Below are 17,790 nucleotides of genomic sequence, written 5' to 3'. Positions count from 1 at the left end.
ACTGAACGCGCGGGCACGGGCGCGCCTTTGCGCGCCCGGCCTGCATGGATGTGTGAGAATAAGGGCGTCATGACGAGGCCCCGGATCAGGCGGACTTGTCCTGATCTTTCTTGTCGTCGTCGACTTCCTCGAAGTCGGCATCGACGACATCGTCGCCCGCATTGCTGCTGTCGCTTGCGGAGGCGGCCTCGTTCTCGGCTTCCGCCTGGGCAGCCTTGTAGAGCGCTTCGCCCATCTTCATCGACGTCTGGGTGAGGGCTTCCATCTTCGTCTTGATGTCGTCGCTCGACCCGTCCTTCAGCGCGGCCTTCAGCGCCTCGACAGCGCCTTCGACATCGGCCTTCACGCTTGCGTCGAGCTTGTCGGCATTCTCGGCGATCGTCTTTTCGGTCGCGTTCACCAGCGCTTCGGCATGGTTCCGCGTCTCGACTTCCTCGCGCCGCTTCTTGTCTTCTTCCGCATGCGCTTCGGCGTCCTTCACCATCTTCTCGATGTCGGCTTCCGAGAGACCGCCCGAGGCTTCGATGCGGATCGTCTGTTCCTTGTTCGTCGCCTTGTCTTTCGCCGACACGTTCACGATGCCGTTCGCATCGATGTCGAAGGCAACCTCGATCTGCGGCACGCCGCGCGGTGCGGGCGGGATTCCCAGCAGGTCGAACTGGCCGAGCAGCTTGTTGTCGGCCGCCATCTCGCGTTCGCCCTGGAAGACGCGGATCGTCACAGCCGACTGGTTGTCTTCGGCTGTCGAGAAAGTCTGCGCCTTCTTGGTCGGGATCGTCGTATTGCGCTCGATGAGACGGGTGAACACGCCACCCAGCGTTTCGATGCCGAGCGAAAGCGGCGTCACGTCGAGCAGCAGCACGTCCTTCACGTCGCCCTGCAGCACGCCGGCCTGAATGGCCGCGCCCATGGCGACCACTTCGTCCGGGTTCACGCTCATGTTCGGCTCTTTGCCGAAGAACTGCTTCACGGCTTCGCGAATTTTCGGCATGCGCGACTGGCCGCCGACGAGAACGATCTCGTTGATCTGGCCCGCGGTCACGCCCGCATCCTTCAGCGCCGCCTTGCAGGGATCGATCGTCCGCTGGATGAGATCCTCGACGAGCGCCTCGAGCTTCGCGCGCGTGATCTTCATGGTGAGATGCTTCGGTCCGGAAGCATCCGCGGTGATGAAGGGCAGGTTCACTTCCGTCTGCGACGAAGAGGAGAGTTCGATCTTCGCCTTTTCGGCGGCTTCCTTCAGCCGCTGCAGCGCGAGCTTGTCGCCGCGCAGGTCGATGCCGTTCTCTTTCTTGAATTCGTCGGCGAGGTAGTTGACGAGACGCATGTCAAAGTCTTCGCCGCCGAGGAACGTGTCGCCATTCGTCGACTTCACTTCGAAGACACCGTCGCCGATCTCAAGGATCGACACGTCGAACGTGCCGCCGCCAAGGTCGTAGACCGCGATGAGTTCGCCTTCCTTCTTGTCGAGACCATAGGCGAGTGCCGCTGCCGTCGGCTCGTTGATGATGCGCAGCACTTCAAGACCCGCGATCTTGCCGGCGTCCTTGGTCGCTTGGCGCTGCGCGTCGTTGAAATAGGCGGGAACGGTGATGACGGCCTTCTCGACCTTCTCGCCGAGATAGCTTTCGGCGGTTTCCTTCATCTTCTGCAGGATGAAGGCGGAAATCTGCGACGGCGAATATTTGTCGCCCTGCGCTTCCACCCAGGCATCGCCATTGTCGGCGCGGATGATGTCGTAAGGCACCATCCCCTTGTCCTTCTGGGTCGTCGGGTCTTCGTAGGCGCGGCCGATAAGGCGCTTGATTGCAAAAAGCGTATTGGTCGGATTGGTGACGGCCTGGCGTTTGGCGGATTGACCGACGAGGCGCTCGCCGTCCTGCGTGAAGGCCACCATCGACGGGGTGGTGCGCATGCCTTCGGAATTCTCGATGACTTTGGCACTGTTGCCTTCCATCACCGCGACACACGAATTCGTCGTGCCGAGGTCGATACCGATGACTTTAGCCATAGCTTGCTGGTCCTCTTTCACTTGCGGCTGACCGGGCGGGCCTTGTGGCACCCGCTGGCCGGCTTGCGCTTGCGCGCGGCCGTCCGACCGGTCCCCAAAGGGGATCCTTCCCGGGATTTTCGCCCCGGTTCAGGGGTTGAAACATTGCGCTGTATATAGGTTTGGGTTCTACGGCCCGCAAGCGTTGATGCGGCAATATGGCCACATGGCGGGGCTTTTGGGACTCACTGCGGCCCTGAAACAGCGAACCCGCACCGGCGGCGGGCGCCGATGCGGGTTCTCTTTTGAAACTCCGGTGCGAAACGCGCCGGTTACCCTGAAGGATCAGCGCTGGTTGTCCAGATAGACCTCGTTCCACTCGCAGGGCTGTTCGCGCCAGTTCTTCTTGAGAAGGCTCGCCTGCTGCGTCTCGGGCCCGGTCATGTCCTCGCGCAGATCGGAAATCTCGCCCATGGCATCGCCATAGCCCTGCTCCATCGCGAGGTTGAACCACATCAGCGCCAGTGGCTTGTTTTCGCGCTGCTCCGTCAGCAGGGCGCCGATCTTCGCCGGGCCGTTCATGCCGCGCACGAGGTCGCCCGAATAGATGCGGCCAAGCTCGTAAAAGGCGCGCGGTTCGCCCTGGTCCGCCGCCTTGCAGTACCACTCGGTCGCCTTCTGGTTGTTGAGAACGCCGGCGCTCCCTGCGATGGTGCAGCAATGGGCGTCGCCCACCTTCATCTGCGCCGCGACGTCGCCCGCCGCCGCCTCGTCTTCATTACCCGCGATGATTGCGTTGTCCTTGGCGCGCGAGGCGCCCTGGATCGCCGCCGCCGCGCAGCCCGAAAGCATCCCCCCAAGAAGCATTGCCGTCAGGCAAAGCCCGATTATCCTTTTCATGCGTACCCCCATTTTCGCGCGGGCCATGGCCGCGCCACCCGGTAGAATGCCTGTTAATATGACATATAAAGTGCCAAAAGACGAGCCCTCAAAGGGGCGAAGGCCGGTCGAAACCGGCTTTCCGGGCACCTGGCTCTATCCGGGATATCTGGATGTTCCCGCGCAGCAGGCGCTCCTTGCCACGCTTTCCGCGGGCTTCGAGGCCGCCCCGCCCTATCGTCCGCGCATGCCGCGCACCGGCCAGCCCTGGTCGATCCGCCAGACGAATTTCGGCGAATTGGGCTGGGTCTCGCGCCCGGACGGCTATTTCTATGCGTCAACGAACGACGTTAACGGCCGCAAATGGCCGGCCATACCGGCGGCCCTACTCGATATCTGGGCTCAGGTGGCACACTACCCCGCCCCGCCCGAATGCTGCCTGGTCAATCTCTACGACACGCCGAAATCGCGCATGGGCCTCCACCGCGACGAGGACGAGGAGGCGCTGGACGCCCCCGTCGTCTCGATCTCGCTCGGCGACAGCTGCGTCTTCCGCGTCGGCGGATTCGCCAGAAGCGACAAATCGAAAAGCTTCAGACTCGCGAGCGGCGATGTGCTGGTGATCGGCGGTGCATCGCGGCTGCGCTATCACGGCGTCGACCGCGTGATCCCCGGCTCGTCTCAGCTTGTGCCCGGCGGCGGCAGGATCAACCTGACGCTGCGAAGGGTGACGAAGCCCCCTTCTTCCGCTCAATAAGGCTGGAAACCGGGCACCGGCGACACGTCGAACAGCCAGAGATGCCCGTAGAAAAGCCCGCCGAAGATGACGAGCGCCAGAAGGATTCGCCACCAGCCGAGTTCGCCGATCTTCAGTTGATTGCGTCCGGCGAAGATCGCCGCGAATGGCAGGTTGGAGGTTCTCGCGGCAAAGCCGGTCCACGCATCGCCTAGGCGCTTGCGCTTCTTGTCGTCGATGGAAAACGTGCCGAGCATTGCCAGCAGCGCAAAGGTGCCGAAGAAGATGATCGACGCCTTGTCGCCATTCACGAAGATGTGCCAGAGCGCCCAGACAGCGACACCCCAGAGAAAGGGATGCCGCGTGATGCGCAGAATGCCTTTCACCGTTTCGGGTTTTTCGGCAAGTGCCTCCGCGCCGACCGCCGTCGGGTTCGGCGTGGTGACGCCGATGACCGCGAAGAGCGCCGCCACGAGGATCACGAGCGGCGACAGGTGATAGGCCCAGCCGGGCGCCGCCCAGTAGAGGTGATTGGGTCCGGCCACCGCCTCGTTGAAGCTGTAGGCGAGCCAGGAAATGCCCGCGATGGAGAGGACCGAGAAGCTTGCGAGCCAGGCCCGCTCTCCCAATACGCCAACGATCTTCGTCCGGGCGCTGGAGCCCGCCACGAGAAGATGAATGCCGAGAAAAAACGCCGCCGCCGCCCATAGCTGAAGCATGATCCGCCCTCCTCCCAATGGTCCGGCCCACCCCGGGTCCGGTTTATAACAGCGTTATAAAAGATGGGCCAGACACTGCCGGAGTGCAAGGGGCGCCGGGATCAGGCGCCGGAATTATGCCGTCGTATCGACCTTGCCGCCATTCTGCGCGCCATCTTCACGCTTTGCCACGCCTACCCGCGCTGCCCGCAGCAGGCGGTCGCCGATCTTGTAGCCCGCTTCCAGCACATGAACGACGCTGCCCGCCGGATGCTCGCTGCCCGGAACTTCGAACATCGCTTCGTGATGGTTCGGATCGAAGCGCTCGCCCGGTTTCGGGGTGACTTCCCTGATCCCGTGGCGCTCGAAAATGGCGAGAAGCTGACGCTCGGTCATCTCCACGCCCTCGACCATCGCCTTGACGCTGCCGGCGGCGCTTTCGCGCTCATCTTCCTTGAGGGTCGCCAGCGCCCTTCGCAGATTGTCGGAAACCTCCAGCATGTCGCGGGCAAAGCCGGCATTGGCGTAGCGCGCGGCGTCCTGCTTCTCGCGCTCGGCCCGCTTCCTCGTATTCTCCATCTCGGCAGCCGCGCGCAGCAGCCGGTCCCGAAGGTCGGCATTCTCGGCCTGGATCGCCGCGATATCGGGGCCGCTGGCGGCCGCGTCCTGCGCCTCGCCCTGCGCGGCAGGTTCCTCGGCGAGCGATTCCGCCAGGTTTTCCGCCGCTTCGGCGGGCGTTTCAGCTTCGGGCTTGTTCGTTTCGTCGGTCATTCGTCTTTTCCGGTAATCACGGATAGTTGGGTTCGGTGTGCGCGCCCATGTGCGCATGGAGGCCCGATATGTCAACCGGGCAGCCCGTCGCGGCCCTCAGTTGATCAGCCGGCCCACGAGCTTCGCGGTGTAGTCCACCATCGGGATCACGCGGGCATAGTTGAGCCTTGTCGGGCCGATCACGCCGAGCACGCCGACCACGCGCTGCTGCGTATCCATATAGGGGCTCACGATGAGCGACGAGCCCGACAGCGAGAAAAGCTTGTTCTCCGAGCCGATGAAGATGCGCACGCCATCCGCCTCTTCCGCCAGCCCGAGAAGTTGCACCAGGTCGCGCTTGTTCTCCAGCTCATCGAACAGAAGTCTTATGCGTTCGAGGTCTTCCACCGCATGCACATCTTCGAGGAGCCGCGAGCGGCCACGCACGATCAGCGACTTCGCCAGCGGATCGTTCGGCGCATTGGAGCCCGACCAGGTGGCGAGCCCCGCCTCGATCACCTTGGCGGTGAGCTCGTTGAGCTCGGCCTTTTGCGTTTCGAGTTCGCGTGCGAGATGGGTCTTTGCCTCGTCGAGCGTCTTCCCGCGCAACTGCGCATTGAGATAGTTTGTCGCCTCGGCCAGCGCGGAGGGTGTAAGCCCCTTGGGAATATCGATGACGCGGTTCTCGACCGCGCCGCCTTCCGTCACGATGACGACAAGCGCGCGCTCATTGTCGATCGGCACGAATTCGACATGCTTGAGCGCCGCCTCATAGGTCGGCGCAACGACGAAGCCCGCCGCGTGGCTGAGACCGGAGAGAAGCTTCGTTGCCTCGTCCAGCACGTCCTCTACGCTCTTGTGCGACCCCGCGACCTGCCGCTCGATGGAGACGCGCTCCTCGTCGGTCAGGTCGCCGATTTCGAGAAGCCCGTCCACGAACATGCGAAGCCCCGCCTGTGTCGGCACACGCCCGGCGCTCGTATGCGGCGAGAAGATGAGGCCGAGCGCCTCGAGGTCGGACATCACGTTGCGGATCGAGGCGGCGGAAAGCGACAGGGGAAGCTGGCGCGACAGGAAGCGCGAACCCACCGGCTCGCCGGTTTCGAGATAGGTCTCGACCACGCGGCGCAGGATCTCGCGCGAGCGCTCATTGAGATCCATCACGCCAATCATGCTCGCAACCCGCTTCCTCATAAGCCTCTGATATTGAGTAACAATCTAGTTTGCTTTCCCGCGACTGGAAACCTTTATCGGGGAAATTCGCAGCGGCGGCAAGGCCGGAGCCGGGCAGGGCGATGCGCCGCCTTTACGCCGGGCCACCCCCCATGTAACAAGGCCTCGAACGAGACCGTTTTCTAGGCAGGCAGAACACTTGCCGGTCTGGAAACGGTCCGAATTATTTATATAGAGACGATCAGCCAGCACTGGATTCCGATATGCGCCCTTCCGGACGTCAACCGCACGAAATGCGGGCCGTCAGCTTCGAACCCGGCATTGCCAAGCATGCCGAAGGCTCCTGCCTCGTGCGTTTCGGCGACACGCATGTGCTCTGCACGGCGAGCCTTGAAGAGCGCGTACCGCCCTTCCTGAAGGGCGGCGGGCAGGGCTGGGTGACGGCCGAATACGGCATGCTGCCGCGCTCCACGCATGAGCGCATGCGCCGCGAGGCGTCCCAGGGCAAGCAGTCCGGCCGCACGCAGGAAATCCAGCGCCTTGTCGGCCGCTCGCTGCGCGCGGTGGTGGATCTGAAGGCGCTGGGCGAACGCCAGATCAGCGTCGATTGCGACGTGCTGCAGGCCGATGGCGGCACGCGCACAGCCTCAATCACCGGCGCCTGGATCGCGCTGCATCAATGCATCGAATGGATGCGCGCCCGCTCGATGATCTCCGCGCCCGTGATCAAGGATCACGTCGCGGCGATTTCCTGCGGCATCTACAAGGGCGTTCCCGTCGCCGACCTCGACTATGCAGAGGATTCGACCGCCGACACCGACGCGAATTTCGTCATCACCGGCGCCGGCGGCATCTGCGAAATCCAGGGCACGGCGGAAGGCGACCCCTTCTCCGAGGATGAGTTCCTCGCGCTGCTGAAACTCGCCAAGGCGGGCGTCGCCGATCTCGTGAAGCTCCAGAAGGAAGTCATATCGAAATGACGCGCAGGTTCGAGGGCGGCAAGCTCGTGGTCGCAAGCCACAATCCCGGCAAGGTCCGCGAGATTGCCGATCTCCTCGCGCCTTTCGGCATCGAAACCGTCTCGGCGGGCGATCTCGGATTGCCCGAGCCCGACGAGACGGGCGAAACCTTCCGCGAAAACGCCGAACTGAAAGCGCTTGCCGCCGCGAAGGCGGCATCGCTCCCCGCGCTTGCCGACGACAGCGGTCTCTGCGTCGATGCACTCAGCGGCGCGCCCGGCATTCATTCCGCGCGCTGGGCAGGCCCGAACAAGGATTTCGATTTCGCGATGGAAAAGCTCCGCCGCGGCATGATCGAGGCGGGCCTCTCCGACACCAGCGCGCATTTCGTCTGCGGCCTCGCGCTCGCCTGGCCGGACGGCCATGTCGAGTATTTCGAGGGCCGTGTCGACGGCGAACTCGTCTGGCCGCCGCGCGGCGGCAAGGGCTTCGGCTACGACCCCGTCTTCGTCGCGAACGGCTACGACATCACCTTCGGCGAAATGGAGCCGGAGGAAAAACATGGCATCTCGCATCGCGCGCATGCCTTCCGGCAACTGGTCGATGCCTGCTTCGGTAAATAGCGCCGCGCGGGAAGCGCCGCGGGAAACCGAAGGCGGCTTTGCCGTATACGTGCACTGGCCTTTCTGCCAGTCGAAATGCCCTTATTGCGATTTCAATTCCCATGTCGTCGCGAATATCGACCAGGCGCGCTGGGCGCGTGCGCTTGCGCGCGAGCTTGAGCATATGCGTGCGCTGTCGGGGCCGCGCCGCGTGCGCTCCGTCTTCTTCGGCGGCGGCACGCCCTCATTGATGCTGCCGGAAACAGTTGACGCGGTGCTCTCGAAAATCGCCTCGCTCTGGACGATGGAGGAGGGCGCCGAGATCACCCTCGAGGCGAACCCGACAAGCGTCGAGGCGGACCGCTTCAGGGGCTACCGCGCGGCGGGTGTCAACCGTCTCTCGCTCGGCGTGCAGTCGCTCGACGATGCGGAGCTGAAATTTCTCGGCCGTCTTCACAGCGCCGAGGAAGCATTGCGCGCCATCGCACTCGCGCGCGAAACCTTCCCGCGTCTTTCCTTCGACCTGATTTATGCGCGCCCCGGCCAGACGGCGGAGAAATGGGAAAAGGAACTGCGTGCCGCGCTCGCCCATGCGGCCGATCACCTCTCTCTCTATCAGCTCACCATTGAGCCGGAGACGGCCTTTGCGCGGCTCTACGAGAAAGGCGCCTTTGCGTTGCCGGAGGATGAAGAAGCGGCGGATATGTATGCGCTGACGGGGGAAGTCTGCGCGGAAGCCGGATTGTCAGCCTACGAAGTATCGAACTATGCCGCCCCGGGCGCGGAGTCCCGGCACAATCTCGTCTATTGGCGCTACGGGGATTATGCAGGCGCCGGTCCCGGCGCGCATGGACGCATCATGGCCGGGGGAAAGCGGCTTGCCACGCGCGCGCGCCGCCTCCCCGGCGATTGGATAGACAGCGTCGAGCGCGAAGGCCATGGCGTCGAAGCGATGGAAGACATCGCACCGGCGGAGCAGGGCGACGAGATGATGCTGATGGGCCTGCGTCTTGCCGAAGGCGTCTCGCTTGCGCGTTACGCGCGTCTCACCGGCAGTGAAATTTCATCCGCCCGCCTTGAGGCCCTCGCCGCCGACAATCTTCTCGCGGTGAAGGACGGCATCGTTCGCGCGACACCCGAAGGCCGCATGCTGCTCGACGCCGTTCTCGCGCGGCTTCTCGCCTGATCTTCAGAACCCGTCGACGTAATCCGGTTGCGCTTCCGGCGCCGCGGCCTGGAAGGGCGGCAGTGCCTCGCATCGCGCGACGATGCGGTTGATGCGCGGGTAGGGCGAGAGGTCGATCTTGAAGCGCCGGTAGTTCAGGTGCTGCGGTACCAGGAAAATGTCGGCGATCGTCGGTTTGTCGCCGAAGCAGAACGGCGTGTCCGGCCCGGCGGCAAGCAGCGCTTCGAGCGCCGAAAATCCCTTCTGCGCCCAATGGGCATACCAGTTTTGCCGCTGCGCGTCGTCGAGCCCCATCTCGCTCGCGAGATAGCGGTGCACGCCCGAATTGTTGAGCGCGTGCATTTCGGCGGCGATGGCGGCGGCGAAGGCGCGCGCCCGCGCCCGGGTCAGCGGATCGGCGGGCAGGAGCGCCGGATCTGGAAACATCTCTTCGAGATATTCGATGATGGCGGAAGATTGCGTGATGACCGCGCCCTTGTGTTCGAGCGCCGGCACGAGCCCCTGCGGATTGAGCCTGAGATAGCTTTCGGATTTCTGCTCGCTCGCCGGGCCGATATTCACCGGCACATAATCGTAGTCGAGCCCCTTCAGCGCCAGCGCGATGCGCACGCGATGGCCCGCCGAATTGCGGAAGAAATTGTGCAGGCGAAGTTCGGCCATGGGGAGACCTCCTTCTAGAACACCTCCGGCCGGAAGCTCGTCGGCGCCGGGTCGATCACCACCGCGCCGCCCGGCCTTATTTCGAGCACGGCGAGGCCGCGCTCCGTGCCGCCATCCGGCAGGAAGCGGAAAATCCCGTCGACGCCCGCAAAGCCGTCCGGATTGGTCAGCGCTTCCTGCGTGAAGCGTTCGCTCTCGGGCAGGGTCGAAAGCGCAATGGCGAGGCTCACCGCGTCATAGCCGAGACTGGCGATGCGGGGCGGCGTCGTGCCATAGGCGCGGCGGTAGCGCGTGAGGAACTGTTCATGGCCTTCGGGTGGCGGCGCTGGATACCAGGCGCCGTTGAGCGGCGGCTCGCGCGCGAGCGAGGGATCGTCCCAGAGCCCGGTGCCGAGAAATTTCACATCGCGCGGATCGACGTCGTAATAAGGCAGCAGCGGCGCCAGCGACTTGAGCTCCGATCCGCCCTCGGGCAGCAGCAGCGCGTGATAGTTGCCGCCGCCGTAAGCGCGCGCGACGCGCTCCGCCGGTTCGTACATGCCTTGCGCGCTCGAAGGATAGCTCGCGCTCGCCACCACTTCGCCGGCCCGCGACGACACCGCGCTCTGGAAGGCTGCGCGCACGCGCTCGCCATAGGTGCCCTGCGGATAAAGCGCCGCATAGCGTGTGATCCCCTGCAGCGTCGCATAATCGACGATGCGCTCCACATCCTGATCGAGCGGAAAGGAAAGGAGATGGACATTCTGGCCGCCGACCGACGTGTCGGAGGAGAAGGCGACGACAGGCACGTTGACCTGCGCCGCAAGCGGCCCGACAGCGGTCACTTCCTCCGCGAAAAGCGGTCCGAGGATCAGGTCCGCGCCCGCATCGAGCGCATCGCGCGCGGCGCGTCTGGCGCCGTCGGCCGTGCCGCCGGTGGCCTTCGGCATCAGCAGGATGTTGTCGCGGTCGAATTCGAACAGTGCGAGCTGCGCCGCATTGAAAAGCGCGTTCGACAGCGTGCGCACATTCTCGCGCGGCGCATTGAACGGCAGCAGCAGGGCAACCCGGATCGGCCTCTCGCCCGCCATATAGGCCGGCATGTAGAAGCGCGACGGGTCGCGCCCATAGGAGGGCGGCGGCGTCACCGGCGGCGGAGTCACCTCCACTTTCGGCGGCGGCGTCACCTGGGGTGGCGGCGCTGGCCGGCGGTCGGTCCCGCAGGCGGCGAGCGCCAGGGCGAAACCGAAAAGGAGCGCCACCTTCGTGGCGTTCTTGATGCCGAAGCAGGCGGAGCGGGCGGCTGTTCTCACCGGATTTTCCTGAGCAGGGACGCGGAAACGGACGAGTGCGGAGGGTACTGTCCGGCCTGCGTCAAGTAAACCGGCGTTGCCAAACGCGGTTACCGGGGTCAAGGTCCAGCCATGACGCCAGATACGACACCAGACAAGACAAAAACCCGCCTCTCCGCGGGCCTTGCGCCCGGCCTTTATGTGACCGCGACGCCCATCGGCAATGCGCGCGACATCACGCTGCGCGCGCTCGATGTGCTGGCCCGCGCCGACCTCGTCCTCTGCGAGGATACGCGGGTGACGGCAAAGCTCTTTGCGATCCACGGGATTTCCGCGAAGACCGCGCCCTATCACGACCACAACGCAGCCGAGATGCGTCCGCGCGTGCTGAAACGCCTCGAAGCGGGCGAGGCGATCGCGCTCGTCTCCGATGCGGGCACGCCGCTCGTCTCCGATCCGGGCCTGAAGCTCGTGCGCGAGGCGCTGGAAGCGGGCCACAATGTGACGGCGCTGCCGGGCGCCTCCTCCGTCCTCGCGGCGCTGACGCTGGCGGGGCTCCCGACCGACCGATTCTTCTTTGCGGGCTTCCTGTCCGCGAAACAGGAGGCGCGGCGCAAGGATCTCGCCGAACTCGCCGCCATTCCCGCGACCCTCGTCTTCCTTGAAAGCGCGAACCGCCTCGAAGCCGCGCTCGCCGACATGGCCTCGGCGCTCGGACCCCGCGAAGCGGCGGTCGCGCGCGAGCTCACCAAGAAATTCGAGGAAGTGCGGCGGGGACCGTTGGGCGATCTTGCCGCGCATTATGCCGAGGCGGGGCCGCCCAAAGGCGAAATCGTCATCGTCGTCGGCCCGCCCGAAAAGCGCGTCGCGCTCTGTGCGCATGAGATCGACGCCATGCTCGAAAACGCGCTCGCCCGCACCTCGCTGAAGGATGCGGTCGCCGAAATCGTCTCGATGACGGGCCTTCCGCGCCGCGAGATCTATGCCCGCGCGCTTGAACTTTCGGGTGCGAAATAGTGAGCCGCACGGCATGAGCAGGCGGGGCGATGCCGCGACGGGCCGCGCGGCCTATCGCTCGGGCCTGCGCGCCGAGGCGCTGGCCGCCATCCTTCTCCGCCTCAAGGGCTACCGCATTCTGGCGCGCCGGCTGAAGACGCCCGCGGGCGAAATCGACATGGTGGTGCGCCGGGGCTCGAGCCTCGCCATCGTCGAGGTGAAGGCGAGGGGAACGGGCGATGCCGTGGAGGCGATCCTGCCTCGCCAGCAGCGCCGCCTGGAGCGCGCCGCCGCGCATTTTCTCGGCCGCAACCCGCACCTCGCCGGTCTCGATATCCGCTTCGATGTGGTCCTCGTCGCGCCGCGCCGCCTGCCGCGTCATCTCGCCGACGCCTGGCGGCCATAATCTCGCCGCAGCTTCAAGGTCATTCTCCGCGGCGAATTCGATTATGGGGATTGGACCATGCGGAAGTTTCTCGCGATACGTGCCGTTGCGCTGCTTGCTCCTGTGGCGCTTGCGCTGGGCGGCTGCGTGCCTCTCGTTGCGGGTGCGGGCGGTGCGGCGGCGGTCGGCGCCTCCCAGGATCGCGGCCTCGAACAGGCGGTCGACGACAATGAAATCGCCTTCGAAATAAACCGGAAGCTGCTCGCGCAGCATTCGAACCTCTATTCCGGCGTCTCGACGCAGGTGCGAAAGGGCCGCGTGCTTCTCACCGGCCGCGTCCCCGCGCAGGAAGACCGTATCGCCGTCACCCGCCTCGTCTGGTCGATCGGCGGCGTGAAGGAAGTCATCAACGAGCTCAATACCGGCAAGGAAGGCAGCTTCTCGCAATCGGTGAGCGACACGACGATCTCCACCAAGCTTCGCGCCCGCCTCACAGGCGACAAGAATGTCAGCGGCATCAACTACTCGATCGAGACGGTGGATGGCGTGGTCTATCTCATGGGAACCGCGCTCGACCGGACCGAACTCGACCGCGTCATCGCGCATGCGCGCGACATCAAGGGCGTGCGCAACGTCGTCTCCTATGTCGAAGTGAAGAGGCAGGGCTGAGATTTTCCCATTTCGGCGCTTGCCGCCTTTCTCCGTTCCGCGCCATGATGCCTGTCATGGCGGGACAGGAAAAACAGTGGGAACGCGAATTGCGCGCGGCGGGCGAGACGCCCGACGCCGGTCTCGACATCGCGCATCTCGCGCTGCTGCTCGCCGCCTGCGACCGGCCGGGCGTGTCTCTCGATCCCTACCACGCACATCTCGATGAACTCGCGGACGCCGCGCGCAAGGCGCTGGATGAAAATGCGCACCCGCCCTGCAGCGTGGTCGCGGGCATTCTCTCCGGCGTCATCTCCGGCCGCTTCCGCTATCTCGGCGATGCGGAAACCTACGACGATCCGAAGAACGCCAATCTTGCGCATGTGATCGACCGGCGGAAAGGCCTGCCCGTCACACTCGGCATTCTCTATCTCCATGTCGGCGCGAAGCTCGGTCTCGATCTTGCGGGGCTCAATTTTCCCGGCCACTTTGTGCTGCGCCTGCGGGCCGGCGGCGAGGCCGTCGTGATCGATCCCTTCAATGGCGGCCAGCCGCTTTCCTCTGCCGGCCTGCTCTCGCTCTTGCGCGGTGTCGAGGGGCCGGAGGCGCGTCTGACACCCGATGCCTGCGCGGAGGTCGGTCCGCGCGACATCCTGCTTCGCCTCGAAAACAACATTCTGAGCCGCGCCATCAGGGGCGGCGACTTCGCCCGTGCCCGCGAGGTCGTGACGCGCATGATCTGGCTCGCGCCGCACCGCGCGGGCCTGCGCTTCGAGCTTGGCCGTCTCGAGGTTCATGCAGGCCACATGGGTGCCGCGGCGGACGCCTTCGAGACCTGCAAGGACCTCGCCGCCGATATCGGCGAAACGCGGATCGCGGGCATGGCCGAGGAGGCGCTGCGCCGCCTCCGCACGCGGCTCAACTGACCGCCGGTTTTTTTACTCGCAAAGCCGCGCGTCTCCCCCCATCTTTCCCCGGAACCAGAGAACCGGCGCCGAGAGACGGCCCCGCCAGAATGAGAAGAACATGAGCCTTTCCGTCGCCATCCAGATGGATCCCATCCAGCACATCGACATCAACGCGGATTCGACCTTCGCCCTGGGGCTCGAGGCTCAGTCGCGCGGCCACAGGCTTTTCTATTACGAGCCGCACGACCTCTCGATGCGCGACGGCCGCGTCTATGCGCAGATGCGCCCGCTCACGCTGCGCCGCGAGATCGGCAATCATTCCACGCTCGGCAGTCTGGAGAAAATCTATCTGGAGGATGTGGACGTGGTGCTGATGCGCCAGGACCCGCCCTTCGACATGAGCTACATCACGGCGACGCATCTTCTCGAAACCGTGCATCCGAAGACGCTCGTCGTGAACGACCCGGCGGAAGTCCGCAACGCGCCGGAAAAGCTTTTCGCCGTGCGCTTCAGGGGGTTGCTCCCCCCGACCCTCATCAGCCGCGATCCGGGCGAAATCCGCGCCTTCCGCAAGGAGTTCGGCGACATCATCGTGAAGCCGCTTTTCGGCAATGGCGGCATGGGCGTCTTCCGCATTCGCGACGGCGACGAAAATCTCGCCTCGCTCCTCGAAATGTTCGGCCAGATGAACCGCGAACCGGTCATCGTGCAGAAATATCTCCCGCAAGTCCGCCAGGGCGACAAGCGCATCATCCTTGTCGACGGGAAACCCGTCGGCGCGATCAATCGCGTGCCGGCGGAAGGCGAGGCGCGCTCCAACATGCATGTCGGCGGCCGCCCGGAAAAATGGATGCTGACGAAGCGCGAACAGGAGATCTGCGACATCATCGGCCCCGAGCTCAAGGCGCGCGGCCTGATTTTCGTCGGCATCGACGTGATCGGCGACTATCTCACCGAGATCAACGTCACCTCGCCGACCGGCATCCAGGAGATCGACCGCTTCGACAACGCCAATCTCGCCGGCCTCGTCTGGGACGCCATCGAGGCGCGGCGCTAGGCACTTTCCGGCGGCAGAAAAATCACGTCCTCGAACTCGCGGCTCGTTTCGTTGAAATGCCGCTTGAGCTCCGTATAGCTGATAGGACGGAGCCGCTCGATGTTCCGGTCGACGATCAGCATCGAATATCCGGCTTCCTCGAAGAAGCGGAGCAGCTCCTCGTGCGAGTCGCCGATCGCCGCAAGCGCCTTCGGCGCCACCTCGCAAAGGATGACAGGTTTGTCGCGCAGGATCGTTTTTCGCGCGCCGGAGATGAGCTGCCACTCATAGCCTTGCGTGTCGCTCTTCAACATGTCGAGCTTGCGGCCAGCGCATCGCTTCTCGATATAATCGTCGAGAGCGTAGACGGGCACCGAAATCTTCGCCCCCTCTTTCCAGATGAGGTTGGGATTGAAACTGTGTCCCCCTGGGTTGGCCTCGTCGGTGATGAGGTCCATCGTGCCGCTCGCCGCGGCAAGCCCCGCCTGTTCGGCCACGACATTCCCGGTCGCGAGGAGGGCGACGTTCGATTGGAGAAGTGCGTAGTTCTTCGGGAAGGGTTCGAAGGCGGCAACGAGGCCCCCCGGGCCGGCGATGCCCGATGCGACGAGCGCGTAGTGACCGAAATTGGCCCCCGCGTCGACGACGAAGGCCCCCGGTTTCAGGCGGCTGATGAAGAACGCCGTTTCCGCCGGCTCCCAATAGCCGCGCCGCAACACGACGCGCGTCAGCGTGCCTTTCGTCGGGTGCACCCAGAGCCGGTAATGCGGCAACCGCATGATGAAGGGTGCCGACGGCCGGATAAGGTAGAAGAGGACGCGCCAGATGCCCGCGAGCAGACGGCTCTCCCCGATACGCTCGGTCGGAAAGTACCGCGCGATGGCGGCGAAAATGAAGTCGCGCAACGAAGCCCCCGGCATTCTCAACGGCGCGGAGAACGCGCCGGCTGCGTGGGACCATAAGGCGAGTTAACTTGACTGTCCACGCCGGGGCGTCCGTTTTTGCCGATCCGCCAAATACGGCTAGTCTTGACCGGTTATTGCGGGGGAGGTCTTCATGCGGATGAACGGCTTGAGATACGGTATCGCGGCAGCCGCCGCGCTTTTGCTGCTGGCGGCGCTCTGGACGTTCCGCCCCGCCTTTTCCCCCTCCGCGCCCGAACGCTCGCCGGAGGAAATCGCCGCCGACATTCACCGCACCGCCATCGTCATCGACACCCATGTCGATATCCCGAGCTTCTTCGGCACGGAGAAATACGATCCGGGCCTGCGCGGCGCTCCCCCCATCCAGGTCGATCTGCCGCGCATGCGCGAAGGCGGCCTCGATGCCGTCTTCTTCATCGTCTATGTCGGCCAGACGGAGCGCGGACCCGTCGGCTATGCGCAGGCTGCCTCCGAGGCGCTGGCGAAATTCGCCGCCATCCGCCGCATGACGGATGTTCAGTATAAGGATGAAATCGGCCTGGCGCTCACCGCCGCCGATGTCCGCGCGCTGCACGCAGAGAGAAAGCGCATCGCGCTCATCGGCATCGAGAACGGTTATTCGATTGCGAAGAACCCGGCGCTTCTCGACTTCTATTACGATCTCGGCGCGCGCTATTTCGGCCTTGTCCATAACGGCCACAACGATCTTGCCGACAGCGCCCAACCGCAGGAAAAATTCGCCGACAGGCCGAACGAGGAGGGCGGCGAACATGGCGGCCTTTCCGCGCTTGGCCGCGAGGCGGTTGCCCGCGCCAACGATCTGGGGCTCATGGTCGATGTCTCCCATGCCTCGCGCGCCGCGACGATGGCCGCGATCGAGGCCTCGCGTGCCCCAGTCATCGCCTCGCATTCGGCGGTGAAATCGGTGCATGACCACCCGCGCAATCTCTCTGGCGAGGAAATGAAGGCGCTCGCCGCGAAGGGTGGCGTCGTCCAGATCGTCGCCTTCGACGAATATCTCCACCCCGTGCCGGACGAGAAAATGGCGGCGCGCCGCGAGCTCGCCGTCTCGCTCGGCTTCACGAGCCTCGACGCGGTCTTCGCGGCGGACGAGGCGGCGAAGGCGAAATTCGCCGAGGGCCTCGCCGAACTTGACCGCAAATATCCGCGCGCCACCGTCGCCGTCCTTGCCGATCATGTCGGCTATGCGGTGCGGCTCGTCGGCATCGACCATGTCGGCATCGCCTCCGACTTCCAGGGCGGCGGCGGCATCGAGGGCTGGTCGCATGCGGGCGAGACCGCCAATGTCACGGCGGAACTCGTGCGGCGCGGCTATTCGGAAGAAGAGATCGTGAAGCTCTGGGGCGGCAATCTGCTGCGCGTCATGGAAGACGTCGAAAAGGCCCGCAAGGCACGATAGGCCGCTACGATGCGCGGAGTAGAAATGTGGTCACCGTCCAGGTGAGAAGGAAAAGACCCACGGTGACAACAGCCAAGATCGTGGTGGCTACCTTCTGGGGAAATACTTGAATGAGGCGAGTAACGTTCCTGAAAAAAATGTTTTTCATCCAGTCAAAGAAAACTCTGATACGAATGAGAAAAGGAAGGGCAAGTAGAAATAGGGTTGCAAAAGCATAGTCAAGATGTTCGTAAACATGTCGCACCACATGCACCACGCGAGCAGGAGGCACAGAATTATCGAGTTTGTCATTTAGCGACACCGTCAGTCCAATGAATGAAAGCAATATGCCAGAAAAAAAGATGCTTCCGTTTCTGACGCTATTGGAACGGCTCGCGGAGTCGGTTCTCCTATTTTTCTTGTCTTCTTGGGCCGCCCGCAGAGAGGCCTCAATGCCATCATTGAAATAGTGCGGTAACGGCCCGCTGTTTCGCATCTCGCAGACGAGAGCAAAAGCGCGCGCATAGGCGATCATGCCTGACCTGCGCCCCAAGTTTCATCCAGTCGGAAGTAGAGTCTCGTGACCATTTG

19 protein-coding genes are annotated in these 17,790 nt (G+C 64.3%); 10 read left to right on the top strand and 9 right to left on the bottom strand.

Annotation, left to right across the window (positions count from 1 at the left end):
* Nucleotides 1-85: 85 nt before the first annotated feature.
* Together dnaK and ACKUUH_RS00090 are read right to left on the bottom strand one after the other, a co-directional pair.
* The gene (gene dnaK, locus ACKUUH_RS00095; RefSeq protein WP_407947801.1) at nucleotides 86-2,011 is read right to left on the bottom strand and encodes a molecular chaperone DnaK; all 1,926 of its coding nucleotides are present in this window, start codon (nucleotides 2,009-2,011) and stop codon (nucleotides 86-88) included.
* A 324-nt stretch (nucleotides 2,012-2,335) separates the two neighbouring features.
* Nucleotides 2,336-2,890, bottom strand: coding sequence for a hypothetical protein (locus tag ACKUUH_RS00090; protein ID WP_407947800.1), 555 nt, complete (start codon nucleotides 2,888-2,890; stop codon nucleotides 2,336-2,338).
* A 58-nt stretch (nucleotides 2,891-2,948) separates the two neighbouring features.
* On the opposite strand from ACKUUH_RS00090, the gene ACKUUH_RS00085 reads away from it, so the two are divergent.
* Entirely contained in the window at nucleotides 2,949-3,626 is a 678-nt protein-coding gene (locus ACKUUH_RS00085) for an alpha-ketoglutarate-dependent dioxygenase AlkB (RefSeq protein ID WP_407947799.1), read from the top strand.
* On the opposite strand, the gene ACKUUH_RS00080 is transcribed toward ACKUUH_RS00085, so the two are convergent.
* From ACKUUH_RS00080 to hrcA, 3 genes are all read right to left on the bottom strand, one after another.
* Complete coding sequence (locus ACKUUH_RS00080) at nucleotides 3,620-4,324, bottom strand: NnrU family protein (RefSeq protein WP_407947798.1); 705 nt, start codon at nucleotides 4,322-4,324, stop codon at nucleotides 3,620-3,622. The two genes, ACKUUH_RS00085 and ACKUUH_RS00080, sit on opposite strands and share 7 nt — an antisense overlap.
* A gap of 114 nt (nucleotides 4,325-4,438) precedes the next feature.
* Nucleotides 4,439-5,074, bottom strand: a complete 636-nt coding sequence (grpE, locus tag ACKUUH_RS00075) for a nucleotide exchange factor GrpE (RefSeq protein WP_407947797.1) — start codon at nucleotides 5,072-5,074, stop codon at nucleotides 4,439-4,441.
* A gap of 96 nt (nucleotides 5,075-5,170) precedes the next feature.
* Nucleotides 5,171-6,226, bottom strand: coding sequence for a heat-inducible transcriptional repressor HrcA (gene hrcA, locus ACKUUH_RS00070; RefSeq protein WP_407947796.1), 1,056 nt, complete (start codon nucleotides 6,224-6,226; stop codon nucleotides 5,171-5,173).
* 263 nt (nucleotides 6,227-6,489) lie between these two features.
* Here hrcA and rph point away from each other — a divergent pair, with 263 nt between their 5' ends.
* The 3 genes from rph to hemW are packed head-to-tail and all read left to right on the top strand — an operon-like array spanning nucleotide 6,490 to nucleotide 8,973.
* Entirely contained in the window at nucleotides 6,490-7,206 is a 717-nt protein-coding gene (gene rph / locus ACKUUH_RS00065; protein WP_407947795.1) for a ribonuclease PH, read from the top strand.
* Nucleotides 7,197-7,808 (top strand): RdgB/HAM1 family non-canonical purine NTP pyrophosphatase, encoded by a 612-nt coding sequence (gene rdgB / locus ACKUUH_RS00060; RefSeq protein ID WP_407948014.1) that lies wholly within the window; start codon nucleotides 7,197-7,199, stop codon nucleotides 7,806-7,808. The genes rph and rdgB overlap by 10 nt, the downstream gene beginning before the upstream one ends.
* Nucleotides 7,789-8,973 carry a radical SAM family heme chaperone HemW gene (gene hemW / locus ACKUUH_RS00055; RefSeq protein ID WP_407948013.1) on the top strand — a complete coding sequence of 395 codons (1,185 nt, stop codon included), beginning with the start codon at nucleotides 7,789-7,791 and terminating at the stop codon, nucleotides 8,971-8,973. The genes rdgB and hemW overlap by 20 nt, the downstream gene beginning before the upstream one ends.
* Nucleotides 8,974-8,976: 3 nt before the next feature.
* Here the strand turns inward: hemW and maiA are convergent, their stop codons facing one another.
* The gene (gene maiA, locus ACKUUH_RS00050; RefSeq protein WP_407947794.1) at nucleotides 8,977-9,633 is read right to left on the bottom strand and encodes a maleylacetoacetate isomerase; all 657 of its coding nucleotides are present in this window, start codon (nucleotides 9,631-9,633) and stop codon (nucleotides 8,977-8,979) included.
* A 14-nt stretch (nucleotides 9,634-9,647) separates the two neighbouring features.
* Entirely contained in the window at nucleotides 9,648-10,925 is a 1,278-nt protein-coding gene (locus ACKUUH_RS00045; RefSeq protein WP_407947793.1) for a penicillin-binding protein activator, read from the bottom strand.
* 111 nt (nucleotides 10,926-11,036) lie between these two features.
* Between ACKUUH_RS00045 and rsmI the strand changes: the two genes are divergently transcribed.
* The 5 genes from rsmI to gshB all read left to right on the top strand — a co-directional run bounded on the left by rsmI (nucleotide 11,037) and on the right by gshB (nucleotide 14,898).
* Entirely contained in the window at nucleotides 11,037-11,921 is an 885-nt protein-coding gene (rsmI, locus tag ACKUUH_RS00040; protein ID WP_407947792.1) for a 16S rRNA (cytidine(1402)-2'-O)-methyltransferase, read from the top strand.
* A gap of 13 nt (nucleotides 11,922-11,934) precedes the next feature.
* Entirely contained in the window at nucleotides 11,935-12,306 is a 372-nt protein-coding gene (locus ACKUUH_RS00035) for a YraN family protein (RefSeq protein ID WP_407947791.1), read from the top strand.
* A gap of 57 nt (nucleotides 12,307-12,363) precedes the next feature.
* A complete protein-coding gene (locus tag ACKUUH_RS00030) occupies nucleotides 12,364-12,954 on the top strand; it encodes a BON domain-containing protein (RefSeq protein ID WP_407947790.1) in 591 nt (196 codons plus the stop codon).
* A gap of 56 nt (nucleotides 12,955-13,010) precedes the next feature.
* Nucleotides 13,011-13,859 carry a SirB1 family protein gene (locus ACKUUH_RS00025; RefSeq protein ID WP_407947789.1) on the top strand — a complete coding sequence of 283 codons (849 nt, stop codon included), beginning with the start codon at nucleotides 13,011-13,013 and terminating at the stop codon, nucleotides 13,857-13,859.
* 100 nt (nucleotides 13,860-13,959) lie between these two features.
* Entirely contained in the window at nucleotides 13,960-14,898 is a 939-nt protein-coding gene (gene gshB, locus ACKUUH_RS00020) for a glutathione synthase (RefSeq protein ID WP_407947788.1), read from the top strand.
* Here the strand turns inward: gshB and ACKUUH_RS00015 are convergent.
* Entirely contained in the window at nucleotides 14,895-15,782 is an 888-nt protein-coding gene (locus ACKUUH_RS00015; RefSeq protein WP_407947787.1) for an FkbM family methyltransferase, read from the bottom strand. The two genes, gshB and ACKUUH_RS00015, sit on opposite strands and share 4 nt — an antisense overlap.
* Nucleotides 15,783-15,933: 151 nt before the next feature.
* Between ACKUUH_RS00015 and ACKUUH_RS00010 the strand changes: the two genes are divergently transcribed.
* A complete protein-coding gene (locus tag ACKUUH_RS00010) occupies nucleotides 15,934-17,220 on the top strand; it encodes a dipeptidase (RefSeq protein ID WP_407947786.1) in 1,287 nt (428 codons plus the stop codon).
* Between the two features lie 4 nt (nucleotides 17,221-17,224).
* Here ACKUUH_RS00010 and ACKUUH_RS00005 read toward each other — a convergent pair whose 3' ends face one another.
* Nucleotides 17,225-17,734, bottom strand: coding sequence for a hypothetical protein (locus ACKUUH_RS00005; RefSeq protein ID WP_407947785.1), 510 nt, complete (start codon nucleotides 17,732-17,734; stop codon nucleotides 17,225-17,227).
* Nucleotides 17,735-17,790: the final 56 nt, after the last annotated feature.

The sequence above is a fragment of the Parvibaculum sp. genome (assembly GCF_045863935.1).
GTDB lineage: Bacteria > Pseudomonadota > Alphaproteobacteria > Parvibaculales > Parvibaculaceae > Parvibaculum.
This window is presented reverse-complemented; position numbering and strand designations above follow the sequence as displayed.

Coding starts and splice junctions, on each gene's coding strand:
- dnaK (WP_407947801.1), bottom strand. CDS start 2,011: ATGGCTAAAGTCATCGGTATCGACCTCGGCACGACGAATTCGTGTGTC.
- ACKUUH_RS00090 (WP_407947800.1), bottom strand. CDS start 2,890: ATGAAAAGGATAATCGGGCTTTGCCTGACGGCAATGCTTCTTGGGGGG.
- ACKUUH_RS00085 (WP_407947799.1), top strand. CDS start 2,949: ATGACATATAAAGTGCCAAAAGACGAGCCCTCAAAGGGGCGAAGGCCG.
- ACKUUH_RS00080 (WP_407947798.1), bottom strand. CDS start 4,324: ATGCTTCAGCTATGGGCGGCGGCGGCGTTTTTTCTCGGCATTCATCTT.
- grpE (WP_407947797.1), bottom strand. CDS start 5,074: ATGACCGACGAAACGAACAAGCCCGAAGCTGAAACGCCCGCCGAAGCG.
- hrcA (WP_407947796.1), bottom strand. CDS start 6,226: ATGATTGGCGTGATGGATCTCAATGAGCGCTCGCGCGAGATCCTGCGC.
- rph (WP_407947795.1), top strand. CDS start 6,490: ATGCGCCCTTCCGGACGTCAACCGCACGAAATGCGGGCCGTCAGCTTC.
- hemW (WP_407948013.1), top strand. CDS start 7,789: ATGCCTGCTTCGGTAAATAGCGCCGCGCGGGAAGCGCCGCGGGAAACC.
- maiA (WP_407947794.1), bottom strand. CDS start 9,633: ATGGCCGAACTTCGCCTGCACAATTTCTTCCGCAATTCGGCGGGCCAT.
- rsmI (WP_407947792.1), top strand. CDS start 11,037: ATGACGCCAGATACGACACCAGACAAGACAAAAACCCGCCTCTCCGCG.
- ACKUUH_RS00035 (WP_407947791.1), top strand. CDS start 11,935: ATGAGCAGGCGGGGCGATGCCGCGACGGGCCGCGCGGCCTATCGCTCG.
- ACKUUH_RS00030 (WP_407947790.1), top strand. CDS start 12,364: ATGCGGAAGTTTCTCGCGATACGTGCCGTTGCGCTGCTTGCTCCTGTG.
- ACKUUH_RS00025 (WP_407947789.1), top strand. CDS start 13,011: ATGGCGGGACAGGAAAAACAGTGGGAACGCGAATTGCGCGCGGCGGGC.
- gshB (WP_407947788.1), top strand. CDS start 13,960: ATGAGCCTTTCCGTCGCCATCCAGATGGATCCCATCCAGCACATCGAC.
- ACKUUH_RS00010 (WP_407947786.1), top strand. CDS start 15,934: ATGCGGATGAACGGCTTGAGATACGGTATCGCGGCAGCCGCCGCGCTT.
- ACKUUH_RS00005 (WP_407947785.1), bottom strand. CDS start 17,734: ATGATCGCCTATGCGCGCGCTTTTGCTCTCGTCTGCGAGATGCGAAAC.